This is a genomic window from Mesorhizobium sp. WSM4829 (assembly GCF_055811475.1).
Genome location: NZ_JBVVQJ010000072.1, coordinates 1 through 12485 on the forward strand (window position 1 = coordinate 1; position 12485 = coordinate 12485).

At 54.3% G+C, this 12485-nt stretch carries 14 protein-coding genes and 2 pseudogenes; 5 read left to right on the plus strand and 11 right to left on the minus strand.

Annotated features, from left to right (window positions below; translation table 11 throughout):
- Positions 1 to 465: 465 nt before the first annotated feature.
- The 4 genes and pseudogenes from AC0L17_RS33525 to AC0L17_RS33540 all read right to left on the minus strand — a co-directional run.
- A pseudogene (locus AC0L17_RS33525) lies at positions 466 to 648 on the minus strand (ISL3-like element ISAzba9 family transposase); the annotation flags it as partial.
- Positions 649 to 1167: 519 nt separating this feature from the next.
- Positions 1168 to 1455 carry an omptin family outer membrane protease gene (locus tag AC0L17_RS33530; protein ID WP_473518872.1) on the minus strand — a complete coding sequence of 96 codons (288 nt, stop codon included), beginning with the start codon at positions 1453 to 1455 and terminating at the stop codon, positions 1168 to 1170.
- An 8-nt stretch (positions 1456 to 1463) separates the two neighbouring features.
- Positions 1464 to 1619 carry a hypothetical protein gene (locus tag AC0L17_RS33535; protein ID WP_473518873.1) on the minus strand — a complete coding sequence of 52 codons (156 nt, stop codon included), beginning with the start codon at positions 1617 to 1619 and terminating at the stop codon, positions 1464 to 1466.
- Positions 1606 to 2091, minus strand: a complete 486-nt coding sequence (locus tag AC0L17_RS33540; RefSeq protein WP_473518874.1) for an omptin family outer membrane protease — start codon at positions 2089 to 2091, stop codon at positions 1606 to 1608. Before AC0L17_RS33540 ends, AC0L17_RS33535 begins: the two co-directional genes overlap by 14 nt.
- 191 nt (positions 2092 to 2282) lie before the next feature.
- Between AC0L17_RS33540 and AC0L17_RS33545 the strand changes: the two genes are divergently transcribed.
- On the plus strand, positions 2283 to 2450 hold the full coding sequence (locus AC0L17_RS33545; protein ID WP_473479252.1) for a hypothetical protein: 168 nt from the start codon (positions 2283 to 2285) through the stop codon (positions 2448 to 2450).
- Between the two features lie 26 nt (positions 2451 to 2476).
- Here the strand turns inward: AC0L17_RS33545 and AC0L17_RS33550 are convergent, their stop codons facing one another.
- The 3 genes and pseudogenes from AC0L17_RS33550 to AC0L17_RS33560 all read right to left on the minus strand — a co-directional run bounded on the left by AC0L17_RS33550 (position 2477) and on the right by AC0L17_RS33560 (position 4434).
- Entirely contained in the window at positions 2477 to 2932 is a 456-nt protein-coding gene (locus AC0L17_RS33550) for a GNAT family N-acetyltransferase (protein ID WP_473518875.1), read from the minus strand.
- A gap of 792 nt (positions 2933 to 3724) precedes the next feature.
- Positions 3725 to 3892, minus strand: a pseudogene (locus tag AC0L17_RS33555) (DUF982 domain-containing protein); the annotation flags it as partial.
- A gap of 323 nt (positions 3893 to 4215) precedes the next feature.
- Positions 4216 to 4434 carry a hypothetical protein gene (locus AC0L17_RS33560; protein ID WP_473518876.1) on the minus strand — a complete coding sequence of 73 codons (219 nt, stop codon included), beginning with the start codon at positions 4432 to 4434 and terminating at the stop codon, positions 4216 to 4218.
- 801 nt (positions 4435 to 5235) lie between these two features.
- On the opposite strand from AC0L17_RS33560, the gene AC0L17_RS33565 reads away from it, so the two are divergent.
- From AC0L17_RS33565 to AC0L17_RS33580, 4 genes are all read left to right on the plus strand, one after another.
- Positions 5236 to 5427 carry a DUF6538 domain-containing protein gene (locus AC0L17_RS33565; RefSeq protein WP_473518877.1) on the plus strand — a complete coding sequence of 64 codons (192 nt, stop codon included), beginning with the start codon at positions 5236 to 5238 and terminating at the stop codon, positions 5425 to 5427.
- Between the two features lie 8 nt (positions 5428 to 5435).
- A complete protein-coding gene (locus AC0L17_RS33570) occupies positions 5436 to 5846 on the plus strand; it encodes a hypothetical protein (protein ID WP_473518878.1) in 411 nt (136 codons plus the stop codon).
- A gap of 143 nt (positions 5847 to 5989) precedes the next feature.
- On the plus strand, positions 5990 to 6562 hold the full coding sequence (locus AC0L17_RS33575; RefSeq protein ID WP_473518879.1) for a tyrosine-type recombinase/integrase: 573 nt from the start codon (positions 5990 to 5992) through the stop codon (positions 6560 to 6562).
- Positions 6563 to 6659: 97 nt separating this feature from the next.
- Entirely contained in the window at positions 6660 to 6899 is a 240-nt protein-coding gene (locus AC0L17_RS33580; RefSeq protein WP_473518880.1) for a hypothetical protein, read from the plus strand.
- A 151-nt stretch (positions 6900 to 7050) separates the two neighbouring features.
- Here AC0L17_RS33580 and AC0L17_RS33585 read toward each other — a convergent pair whose 3' ends face one another.
- From AC0L17_RS33585 to AC0L17_RS33600, 4 genes are read right to left on the minus strand one after another with little or no spacing between them, the layout of a single operon-like run.
- Complete coding sequence (locus tag AC0L17_RS33585; RefSeq protein ID WP_473518881.1) at positions 7051 to 8205, minus strand: phosphorylase family protein; 1155 nt, start codon at positions 8203 to 8205, stop codon at positions 7051 to 7053.
- On the minus strand, positions 8202 to 8663 hold the full coding sequence (locus AC0L17_RS33590; protein ID WP_473518882.1) for a hypothetical protein: 462 nt from the start codon (positions 8661 to 8663) through the stop codon (positions 8202 to 8204). The genes AC0L17_RS33585 and AC0L17_RS33590 overlap by 4 nt, the downstream gene beginning before the upstream one ends.
- Positions 8663 to 9421, minus strand: a complete 759-nt coding sequence (locus AC0L17_RS33595) for a hypothetical protein (RefSeq protein WP_473518883.1) — start codon at positions 9419 to 9421, stop codon at positions 8663 to 8665. Before AC0L17_RS33595 ends, AC0L17_RS33590 begins: the two co-directional genes overlap by 1 nt.
- A complete protein-coding gene (locus AC0L17_RS33600; protein ID WP_473518884.1) occupies positions 9396 to 11042 on the minus strand; it encodes a hypothetical protein in 1647 nt (548 codons plus the stop codon). Before AC0L17_RS33600 ends, AC0L17_RS33595 begins: the two co-directional genes overlap by 26 nt.
- Positions 11043 to 12485: the final 1443 nt, after the last annotated feature.

Genomic DNA, 12485 nt, shown 5'->3' on the forward strand with positions numbered 1-12485 from the left:
TAGGATCACAACGCATTGAGGTAGATATGCGAAGACAGCCTTGACGACAAAGTCCCCATGTGAGCGGGGTGGGCGGCAAAAGCGACCGGAAAGGCCCGCCGTAGAAGGCAGACCGCATCCGAAGGACCGGAACGCAAGAGGAGGACCCGAAGCGAAGCGAAGGGTTGCGGGATGCCGCGGCGGGCCTAGAAGGGAGTGCCGCCCACCGCGCCCCGCCGGGAAAGGCCAACAGACAAACCGCGCCGGCCGCCGGCGACCGTCAGCAGCCGACAGGCTGCCCGCGCCAGCGGGCGAAGCCGGATGGCCGAGACCGCCTGAGCCTGCCGAAGAAAAAGCGGGCTCGGTTCACGAGCACCCGGCAGGCGCCTTCAGGCGCGCGGGCGCCATCAAGCTTAGGCCAAATTGGGTTCTTCCGCATATTTGGTGCAGGGACTACTTTTTCGGGTGTCCATTTGTCCGGTTGGGTCAAGCGGCTGCCAGAAGTCGGCTCCGGAGGAGTGGATAGGCGGCGGCGCGCCCGTACATCTGGCGCTTGGTCGTCTTGAGGCGGTTGATCTGGCCTTCGACCGGGCTCGTGCTCCAGGGCTGGGTGATTGGCGCCCGGACAGCCTCAATGTCACGGCTGAGACCTGCTGCAAGGGAAGCCAGTTTGCTTTTCATGGCATCGTCTATCCATTGACGAGGCCTGCTTGTCGTCATCGCCACGTATCATCGCGGCAAAGCGGCCGGCCAGGTCAGCCGCGATTGAAAGTTCCGGAGCATGTTCATGCAGATGGTGGAGGAACCGCTCGGTCTGCTCAGCCGACGTCGCCTGCTTCACGCTCGATCACATCGAAAGAATCGGGCCCATTTCCTCGCTGCCGTGAATGTTCGGTGCGACGCGTTCTCAGTGGGCGGTGAACAACACGTCCGTTGGTACCGATCGTCCGATAAAGTTGAACGCGGGTTCTGAGTGCGGCTCGACGTTGTCTGGAAGCCGACGATTGAGGGCTATCAACTCACAGCTGTCGCAATGGGCCTATTCGATGGCCACCGGTTTGCATCTCTCTCCTAATACCAATCGGGGACAAGGACGATGCTGCGAGATCAGAGACGGTCTACCGCGGAACGACAGCTCGGCTGCGCCGTGCGGACATCGGTTTGGCGTTCCGGTCGAGTTTCGTTCAATCAGAACGAGGTCTTGATGCCGACCATCACTGCCGCCGCGGCAAAATCGCCGCCGATCCGGTCGTCGTCGCCGTCCCTCTTTACGCCGGTCGACATGTCATAGGAGTTGTAGTCGCCGCGAGCGGTGAACACCTTTTCGTAGGAACCGGAGACGAAGAAGCTGGTCCGCTCGTTGTACTGGTAGCCGACGCTGCCGCCGACCATCAAAACCGGCGCCGATTCGAAATCATCCTCGAAGCGCAGGTCACGCAGCCAGTGATGATCGGTATCGCCGGCCGAGAAGGTCATCCCGCCCTTCAGCCGAAGTTCCAGCGATTCTGGACATAGGTCGCATCGATGCCGGCGAAGGCGACCGGCAATTTCTGCTGGTAGCTGATGACCTTTGCGCCTCCTGGGTAGTCGCCAACCGAATCCCGGAAGCCGGCATCGCTGGAGACGTCAAGAGCCGCCATAGGCAGTCCACTTGACCGAGGTGTACTTGAAGCCACCGTTGACGTTGATCAGCAGTTGGTCGCTGAGCTGGAAGTCGTGGCCGAGCGCGACGGTTGCCGAATAGAAGTGATCAAGATCGGTCTCGGAAAAGCGCGAACGGTCGCTCCAGTCGTTCCAGCCATCATTGGTCGAGAATCGCGGGTTCCAGTCATAGTCTTCCATGTAGCTGTCGCCGCTGAAGGCGATCTGACCGGAAAGCTTGGCGGTCCAGCCGGCTTCGCTGCGCGCCGTCATCTCGGCTGAAATGACCGGAGAGGTGCTTTCCCAGATAAGGTGGCTCCGCTTGGAGCCGCGGCCGGGAGCCTGATAGACTAGCTCGTTGGCCTCGATGTCGATGACGCCGACGCCGCCAACGAAAGAGAAATTGGGATTGTAGGGCGCCGGTTCGCCCACCACCGCGGCACTGGCCATCGCCGGCCAGGCAGCGAGCAACGCTGCCGCTCCACTAAAGACTTTCGCATGACAATTTCATGAAACTACCCTCATAGGAATGATCCGTTATGCGGCTATACGCTGCGTAACCGGGTGCACGTCAGGTGCGGTCGTCTATGCAGCGCCCCTGTAGGTTGGCAGATTGCCGCCCTCGGCTCGGTTCCTCAACACTCAAGGAAAACGCCGTTAGCGTGACCCGATTGACGGCGGTTTTTGCCGATGCGTTCCGGGCGGTCGGCGTGACGGGAACCTTGCATTATCTGAGGCACACATTTGCGATGACGATGCTGGTACGATTGCAGCGGCAGGCAGCGACCACGCCGGACCTCAATCCGCTGAGATCGTGCAGGTTGCTTTGAGCCAGTCCACAGCAGACACTCTGAGTCTAGATTATCCGACAGAGCCGAGGGCCGACTTCCTCGAACCCGTTCCGCAGATAGAAATCGAGCGTGCGCTTCCATTTTGGTTGCCCGGGCGCTCCAACCTCAAGTCGCTTCCAACCACGAGCACGGCTTTCCTGCGAGGCGACCTCAAGCAGATGAGGGGCAATCCCATTGGAGCGCATGTCGGGTCGAACATACAGCTCCGAAATGTAGCCGAACTTGCCTCCTGCATAGATCGCCGTGCATTCATTCAGCACCATGATACCGACCGGCTCGTCATCTGCACTTGCGATCACAGCGACCACGCCAGCGTCGGCAAGCACCGTCTCCGCGCTTTGTCTGACGACGTCGGGCGTGGGCGCTTTCCCGCCAGTGAGTTCATCGAGTAGCGCGTGAATGAAACGGGCGACCGTCTCTGCGTCCGTTGCGTTGGCGCTGTGAGTAGATATGGAAGGCATATTCTCTCCTGCTAGTGGTCAAAATCCCGATTCATGCTGCCATCCGCGCTGGTCCCACTCACTTTTAAATGTAATGGCGGGCTAATGAACAGCATTTTTTCATTAAATATATGCTAAAAAACTTCAAAATAAATATTACAAGCATGCAGGATTCAGGATGACTTGAGGTGAATTGCGCAGATAGGACACATTCTCACACAAAGCAACGGGGTTACTTTGTTGTCGATGAGGATTTGAGAGCGGTGGCCGTCGAACTTGACCTCGTGAGTCCAATCGTCTCCTTGGGGCGGCTTGGCCACCAAGGTGGGCATCATCGGAGAAATGAACTCCAACCGGCCAGCACCGGCACTCACTCGTTTACGCACGGAATCGAGTCTAGGCCCGTCCCATCTGGTGGCTAGTGGAACGGATCATGATCATTTACTAAATTAGCAATTCTGCACGAAAACGGCTTATTGTTGGTCCCAGCCGGCGGACACGCCCACACCCCACCAGTTAGGCCCGCCGGTCGGTTGCCTACCCCGCAGCGGCTGTCGGGCCGTCCCCATCACAGTTCGGACAATCAACGTGAGCCGAGATAGAACCAACAACCCCGCAACCGGGATCAAGGGCAAGCGCCACGGGCCGCCTTGTGAACGACGAAGCAGAGCATTTCGAGTCTGCCCTGTCTGTGGCCTCACGTTCGACAAGCGAAACCGTGGCGAGGTGCTGCATCATTATCTTCCCGAACATGAGCCGTCGAAGCTCGATAGATAAATGACCCGTCTTTCCCATATAGAGCCATGACACCTCCTACTCGGGCGAGAGATACATCTCCGCCTCCTTGGCGGCAGCCACGAAAGCCTTGCGGACCACATGAGGGTCAATCGGATCGCCCTCCAGCGCTGACAGGCAAAGCGTCCACGCCTTGTGCCACTGAGGCCCTCTCCGGGTCCACGTCTTGAGCTGCTCAAGGGCTGCCCTCGCATTGTTGCAGCCATGCCTGCCGCGTCCGGTTCAATCTTCACGAACACCGGAGGGGCGAACCAAAGCGTTGTCATTGACGGATAGCTAGAGTGGGTCGGAATTTTGGGTAGAAATTTCTGAGCTGGTCGACCGGAGAGGGGCTGCGCCGGCACAGGTATCGAGGAGACCTAACGGAAGTGGCGCAATACCCCTTCCTCCTCGGCAGTGCCCTACGGGCCTCCTCAGTCTCGGGTAGCCATAACGGTTTGCCTTAGCTTTTACGCAACTCATTTGGTTGCTGAATGTTCCCGGAGGCGGCCGGATGAGTTGTCACAGCATCATTCGTTAAGGTCGAAGGCTACTGCGCGTCCAAACGCCGGAGCGGTCGCCACGATAAGGTCTACCAGGGCCGTGTTACTGATTTCGAGATAAGGGCCATCTTGGCGAACCGCAGCTATAACGGCCTTGACGGAGACTGCGCCACCGTGCGGGACCTTCTGGATGGCCTCGTGCACAAGCTCCACGGCCATCCGCTCGCAGTCCGTCTCGATGTCCACCTGAGGCCTCCCTGGACATACCCCCCAGCACCCATTTGTTGGCACGCCGCTTGTAAAAATCAACAACCAATTTCGTACAATGGGACCGCGAAGTGGCGAGGACAACCGGCTCGCGCTAGATTGAACGGCTACTACCCGCCCTTATCGGATGCCACCGACAGGCCGAGGGCAGTAGCTGCTTCTATAATAGCCTCGATTAGCTCGTCGTTGGATGCGACCAGATCAGGCGCAGCGTGCCGAATATGGTTCAATGTCGCTTTGATCAAAACGCTGTCCCCACGGTCAGCCCTGTTGAGGATTGCGGTTATTGCGTGCTCTTCAATTGGACCAACCCTTTGCACACTTATCCAACTCTCCGAACAGCTCTTGTGGCATTTCTGCACAAGAGATGTCGAAGGGACGGACTTCCCCTCCAACCAACTGTTCCATCGGAAACGAAAAAACCCGCCGCACAGGAGAGCGACGGGCCGACCAAGCGACCACCGAGCGCGGGGTGGGTCGGGATTTGCCCGGTGCGCGGATCGTGAAAAAATCATACGCGCCCGGGTGCGTCGCGTCTACCAACCGGCAGTTGGCACTTTTCGGCACGGCGGACTTAATGTGGCGCTTTGCCCCTATAGGGTTTCGCGGTCGCCCATACCTTCCGGGAATTGAGCGCTTGAGAGCGAGCAACGTACTTTCGCCTAATCGGCCTCTGGGCACCATCACCCTCCTAAGGTGTTGATGCAGCTGAAAAACCAGCAAAATTATAGGCTTAGGGCTACCCGAGTGCTACACACAGGTTTACACATGGTCCTTGCTATGAGCCGTCCTGTCAAACATCGTAAGACCGGCGTCTACTGGTTCCGCAAGCGCGTACCGGCTGACATAGCCGCGTTGACAGGTCGCAAAGAAGTCAACAGGACCCTTGGAACGAAGGATCCTGAAGAAGCCAAGCGAAAATTTGCAGAAGTCCTTGCGGAACACGAGCGTGAGTGGCGCAGCTTCGGCTAGGAAACGGCTTGGTCAATGGACGCATCTTGGATGGTCCTGCCGCCGCTGGCGTAGATGCGCCCACACCGCGCCTCATTACCGACCGTGAGGCGCACCTTCTTGCCACAGCTGTGCACGATGAGTGGTTTGAGAAATTCTATTACAATCCGAGTGAACAGCTGCACTGGCACACCGAACTGTATGAGGGCATGTGGAAAAGGTACCCGTTGCCGTCAACCGATCCAGTTGCGGGAGTGGAAGGCATCGCTGATCCAATCCCGGGGACAATGCCAATCGAGAATATCTTTTGGAAATCAATGAGAGCGCGATGCGTGAGCAGCGCGGAGGACATCCTTGATAAGAATGGCTTCAGCGATGATCCTTGGAGCGTTCACAAGACCGCACGAGCTATGGGGCCGCTCTGCAGCGAGCGAGCTTGACGCTGCAGAGACTTGAACGCGGGGAGTTTGAGCTGGGAGAGCAGCCGGGGCGGGCTCATCGTTCGGCAGATACTCAGCCAGTTGTCAGTCGGTCTCCGAAGGGGGCAAAGGAGACGTCCGACCCGTCGACTTTGACTGGGCTCGTGGACGGCTGGTGGAAGGAGAGCAAAGCAGCGGGCAGAAAACCGAGCACATATGAAAGCTACAGAGACGCTTTCGCCTATCTTGCTCGGTTTCTGGAAACGGCCAAGGATATCATTGCCTTCAAAGATCACCGACTGAGCACACCGTCGCCGAAAACCGGAAAGATGATTTCCGCCAAAACGGTTAAGGATAGCAATCTCTCCGCTTTGAAAGTCGTCTTCGGCTGGGGCGTTGCCAACGGAATTGTCGCTCATAACCGGGCAGTCGGTGTGACCATAAAGGTCGGAAAACCTCCGCGCCACAGATCGAAGGGCTTTTCTGATGAAGAGGCCGAAACGATCCTTGCTGGCGCGCCTTCTCATCAGCGAGGGCAGGAAAATCCGAAGACATTTGCGGCGAAGCATTGGATACCATGGCTTTGCGCGTTCACAGGAGCTCGCGTGGGTGAATTGGCCCAGTTGCGAAAACAGGATCTATCCTTCGCGGCGATACATGGGTCATTCGCATCACGCCAGACGCTGGAACGGTCAAAACCAACGAAGCCCGAGAGGTTCCACTCCATCAGCAGGTAGTCGACCTTGGTTTTCGCGCCTTTGTGCAGGAGGCTCCCAGTGGTCACCTCTTCTTGAATGTCGATCCGTTAGAAAACGTTAGGGGGCTCTGCGCGGCTTGAAAAATCGGCTTGCTGTGTTCGGGCGGACCTTCGTGGCAGATCCGAACGTGGCTCCCAACCACGGCTGGGGACATCGATTCAAAACCATGGGCATGGAAGCTGGTATCCCTCCCCGTATTCTGGATGCAATTCAGGGTCAGGCAGCTAGGACGGTTGCCGATACCTACGGCGAGGTCACGCTGAAGACCATGGTGGCGGAGATGCGGAGATTGCGAAATTGCCTCGATATTCGGTAGTAACTTAATTCGAATTTTCGGCTGGTGGCATGCACCAGACCGGACGAGATGGCTCGGCAAGTTGACGAAAGAACTGTTCTGGGGCCATTTGGGGTATGCTGCCAATTGTCAGCGCAACAGGCTGCCATTAAGGCAGTGTCTTACCAAATGACTAATGCCTTTTTTCCGTGACCAACTTCTCAACAGCCGCTAGTGTGAATTTTGCCGACAGGTAACTTCCGTAAAAATGCAATTCATCATCTTTTGCTACGTTAGCCATATCAACGACGGTTTTCGCACAACACGAATGGGCATCTCTCCCCGACATTTCGACCGCTCGATAGAGCCCAAACGTTTCCATATCGATCGCAGCGACTTTCCTGTGTTGATCGGAAACACTGCGAAGCCGCTTTTCGCTAGCGATCACTGCCGAACCTGAAGCAAATGGTGCAATACGAGGCTGCGTGATAGTTCGGGGGCGTACTGTTCCAGGAAAGCCAGTCTCAAACTGAGTAACAACGTCAGGGCCCTCGATCATTTTTGCTAAAACTGTCCCGGTCCGTCCCGGCATGACTGAATGGTAAGGCTCCGCCTTGAATGCATCATCGTACCACTTGCCGGACTGATACTCCCAGCAGCGCTCGGCCACGAGCAGTTGTCCGAGAGCAGTATTACCAGCCACACCGCCGCAAATACCACTCATCGCGACAATTCGAGGCGCATACAGCTCCAAGACCCGCGCAATCTCCACAGATGCGTTCACAAGTCCCATGCGCTGCAACAATATGACCGTTCCATCGGCGGAACCCAAAGTTAGATCCCAATGATCGACGCCATACCGAAGCAAACTTTCGTGCTTGAAACCCGGCAATCTAAGGTAGGCCGTGCGCTCCTCAGAGATAGAAGTGAAGATCACAAAATCATATCGACCACGATCGCGGGCCTGAGCAAGAAAGACATCCAACGCGGCAGTCCATGTTTCCGTGCGGTTGAAATCGTAAATTATGCATCCACGAGCCGCGAACGCATCCCGATACTTCTCGGCTTCATCGACAAACGATGTGATTGCTAAAAGTGGGACGCGTTTTTTGCCAGCGTAGTCCAGCATATGGAGAATCTCCATTCCAGAGCTCTTTGCGCCACCCTTCGGAACGGTAGGCATAAGCAAATCTATAACACACAGATCGAAATCCTCTTTAGCTATAGAGACGAACTTCGCTATATTATCTATCCTCTTTATTACGTTTTCCTTCACCCCTTTCGCTACCAACACCTTTGCTATAGAAGCGTATTTATCGTCGTCATCCTCAAATACGACTATTCTCACGTCAATCTCCTAAGCGCTGTATCAAAGCTTTTTTCCCATTCCGGTGTTTTAAATGAATACAATATTGACCCCAATACAGTTTGCCCGTAGCGCGCAGTCAAAAACCGAGGCAAAGCTGATAACCTTATCTTCTCCCCATTAATGAGAATTTCCGGGTACTGAGTGACGATAATCAAATTCGCTTTCGCGCCACTGGATTTTAATGCGCGTAGAACTTCGATACCCCCCATTGATTGGGCTACACCTCCGGCACTCGCCACCTCACCTTTTGCAAATGTGGGAAGCGCCATATCTAGAACGATGAGGTCGAACGGCCTTTGCATCACTGCCAAAACCGCGTCTCTTACACCTGTTGCGACTGTCGGTTTGTCAAATCCTGCGACCTCTAGTCTCCGAAGCAAATCGTTAGTTTTGTGCTCTTCATCTTCAACCAAAAGAAGATCGTATGGCTTTCGCATCAGGACGCATTCGCTCCGGCAAGCTCGACCGTCAGGGTAAACTCGATCTCAATTACCTCTCCGTGAACCCTCAATTGAACGCTGGATGCCCCCTCACTATGCTTGGTTATGAACCGCAGTTTCTTAATTCCTGTGTAGCCTTCGCGCACCATAGCCTGAGCAAGATCCTCGGCATCAAGGCTGGCCCTGATGCGATCGACGTGCTCTGACCTCTTATCGCTGTCTGAGATTGCGGAGGCTACACAGAAGCGCAGTCTTTCAAGATGCGGAACAGGCATTCCTTTTCGTTCCACCGCGATCGATATTGACCGATCTTCGTCTCCGTAGTGAACTCCGTTCCGGATGAGCACCGACAAGCAGTCGTAAACGCGATGGACCGATAAGCCATCGAGTTCTAAATCTTCCGCGTCGCCCGACCATGCCAACGCAGGATGGCCCCCTACCCCCACAGCCTCCATTTGGACTAAGTCACCTAATTGCCTCGGTGTAGCACTGACAAAGCCGCTCTCAGGTTCTCTGAACCAGCTACCTAGCCGCGCAAACCTATCATGGATGGCATCTGTAATTTCGGCCCTGAATTGCCTATGCAGCGCACTGCTGAACCCGTGGAACCGATTATCAATATCGGCGAGTGCCGAATTCAAAATGTCTTCTGTGATGTTCTTCGCGACGGTCTTTAGCTGCGGCTCGATCTGTTGCCAACAAAATCGAACCATCAAATCATAAAAAACATCAATGCTCCCCCCCCGCAACCGCAAGCTGTCGGAGGCCTATGAGATTTGCATGCGTCGTAGGATCTTCTAACGTAATTTCTGCGGTGAGCCATCCATGCGGGCGTTGCTGCGCCTTGAACTGCAAGTTCTCGCGCCTTAGTTTATCTATCAACGCCCGATAGTCTTTTACCCAAAGATCATAAGCAAGCATAAAAGGATCATCAGAAATCAAAAGATGGAAATGCCCCACATCTTTGAGAGTTTCTACACCGTCTCTCATCATGCCACTCAACGTATTATGCCTAATTCGCCTCCCTAAATATGACTCTATGCCGAATGTGCCATTAAGACAAAACTCTGCAAACGCAATTCTAGCGAACTCAAATAAGATATAGTCGTACGCCGCCGCGACGGTTATATCTATAACGACGTCCTCGAAAGATATCTTCGCCTTGTCCGATCTGGCTTTATTAAGATCCACACTGTGCCCAATAATACGCTCGTATTGCTGTGCATAAGCGCTCGGATTATCTTCAAGCCACCGCTTCATCGCAATACCATCGACGTATATCCGACTGTCGTCAAAGTATTTCCTCAATTTTGCTACGCCGCGCTGGGCCTCTATCGCATCAGCCTCTACAAAGTATTCCAGCTTCTGCTTCCGTTTTCCTACAGCCCGAAGTAGGTACTGACGAGTTGTATCAGCTTGATCGGGCGACTTTACTATCCAATATATTTTTTGGAGCGTCGTTCTATCCAGCGTGTGCAGCAAGAAATTGGCTATTTCTGGAGTATCTTCCAACAACCAGTCGATAAACGCTTCTATTGATCCTGAGAAGCTTGAAAGGACGGTTTGGGCCATCTCGAAACGAAACTTAAAATCTACGTCTTCGTCATGCGCTTTCGCTTTGTGTAGCGCCAACGACAAGACAGCTATCACGTGGCGTGATTTATCATCTGCTGAAGAGTATAGCTTCTCGATCTCGGATTCGTTCAATAATATGTCTAATGAAGTAGTATTATCAAATATGTATCTTATCTCGTAATGAGTCAGGGGCTCGTAAGATGACGACGATATGAACCGTAAAAAATCTAAAGTTCTTAGAAACGAACCCTTGTTCTGCGGTTTTCGATAATCCTCGTGCTTCCGAAATCCGAAAAGGCGTTTAGTCAAGTCGCGTCTGGAAGGCGGATCAGGTTCCGAGATTGGGGCAGCGCCAGCTATTGGCAGGAGCCTCGGACCGATGATCCTGTCCGCGTAGTTTCGGAAAGTTGCTGGCTCGTCGAATTCAAGAAACGCCACGGAGCGTCTGTAGTATGCCAGATCAGCGGACCGCGGGGCCACGTCCGACACGAGTTCCTCTGTTTCAAATGGTGTACCGCCAACCTCCTCCATTGTGCCGCTTATTTTCGGATTTAACCATTTTTCCACATATGAACCGATCGTTGGCCACTCACTGCCTAGTCGGCGAACAACTAGCATCCCCAAAACTTCATCCACGAATGACATCGAGTGACATTTTCGGAGGAATGCCCCTATGTCGGCTTCGCTGATTGGCGTGGGACAGACATTGAAGAGCGGGAGAATCTTTCTGAAATCATCGTCCAAAAGCCGAAGCGCAACTCTGATCCTGGAAGTCAACGTGTCGAAGTATGGAAAATTCATATCCAAAGCCTCCATAGACATATAGTGAGGCGATGGGTATTTGTCGTGATCTAGTACTTTAGAAAATTCCGCAAAAGATCCCTGCAACTCTGGTTCGTCTGCTGATGGTCGCAACGATGTATGCGACTTTTTTCGTCACGAAATTTGAGGAGCCCCACCGTTCAGCGAACAAAGCGAGTGCATTTAGGGCATCGACATCGTCTGAACGCGTTAGTGGAGCGAGAGTCTTCATGGCTCCGAGTACTTCAAGGGTCTCGTTGTGCCAGCTATTTAATCGACCAGACATGAATGCAATTTCGCGCTGCGAGCTAATTGCTTCTAGATTATGTAGGCGTAGTTGTGCCCGATAAGTATGTCCTACGTTCGGGAATGGATAAGCTCCCTGTTTTCCCATCAACACGTCGGTAGCGCTGGCTAGGGCTTCCGTGGGAACGTTTTTCCGTAGGAGATTGACATTCGGCAATGAGGCTTGGGCATCGTCATTACGGGAAATGATGCCTCGCACAACATTGCGCGACGTGACGTCCGCTATGCGCTGGAGCGCTTGGAATACGTGCGCCCGATTCCTGGCCCGCGCCTTCAACATTGGAGGCTTACTGTCAGAGCGTCGCATTCAGGATTCATGACTCCATTGAGTGCACAGAGAATCGTTTTCGAACAGGGACCACATTTCTAACCGACAATGCCACTGGTTTTTCAGTCTGTACTGGTTCTTCTTTGTTCCTCGGTATGTCGAATGCAGAACATCCTGTAATCTGCGCCACAAAAGGGGCCATAGCGATATGCCTCGGCAAACTCAGGGTACACCCAGCGAGGCTTCGCCCATTGCAGCCCGACCGTATTGACGTCGAATTTAACGCGACCTGCGACCCAACTCTCGGACGAGTTGCTGTGATGCAAGGCCTGCGGGTTGAGCTGACTTTAGCTGGTCGTTTCATAGAGCTTTTGTGCAGACGCAATTGATGCTCGAAGGTGCCTGCACCAAACCTGACGATTCGCATCTGGAGGCTTTGGCTCTGACCCGACAGTGCGTCAGTCATGCGAAGTCGAAAGGCACCCATAGCTTCAGCGCTCAGTAGTTCCAGGTTATTAGCATATGCCGGGGGCTGAATAGATTTGTCGTCGTTGCGACGAAAGACCTCGTGAACCGCAACGCGGTTCACCTTTAGATTCTCAAACAACATAGCTGTTCCCCTACGCCCTATAGAACATGTAATCTCACGACATCCCGGTCCGGGTAAAGATTTCTCTGACAGGTGTCATAGCGTGAGGATCCGCTCCGCGCCGAGTAGGCGCTTGTCACCGAGAGGCCTCCCTCCGGATGAAACAACATTGTGCCTTTGCCGGCACTGCGCCATGCTTTTTCGGATAGTGTCCTGAAGGTTCTGCAAAAAGCTCTGGAGAGAGAGCAGCCCTTACTCTGAGGCGAGGGGCGGCCATGGC

What these genes read in the sequence shown, in the direction of transcription:
- AC0L17_RS33590 (WP_473518882.1), bottom strand. Translation starts at nt 8,663, where the DNA reads ATGCGAAAGCCATACGATCTTCTTTTGGTTGAAGATGAAGAGCACAAA.
- AC0L17_RS33530 (WP_473518872.1), bottom strand. Translation starts at nt 1,455, where the DNA reads ATGACCTTCTCGGCCGGCGATACCGATCATCACTGGCTGCGTGACCTG.
- AC0L17_RS33550 (WP_473518875.1), bottom strand. Translation starts at nt 2,932, where the DNA reads ATGCCTTCCATATCTACTCACAGCGCCAACGCAACGGACGCAGAGACG.
- AC0L17_RS33600 (WP_473518884.1), bottom strand. Translation starts at nt 11,042, where the DNA reads ATGAATTTTCCATACTTCGACACGTTGACTTCCAGGATCAGAGTTGCG.
- AC0L17_RS33565 (WP_473518877.1), top strand. Translation starts at nt 5,236, where the DNA reads ATGAGCCGTCCTGTCAAACATCGTAAGACCGGCGTCTACTGGTTCCGC.
- AC0L17_RS33535 (WP_473518873.1), bottom strand. Translation starts at nt 1,619, where the DNA reads ATGGCGGCTCTTGACGTCTCCAGCGATGCCGGCTTCCGGGATTCGGTT.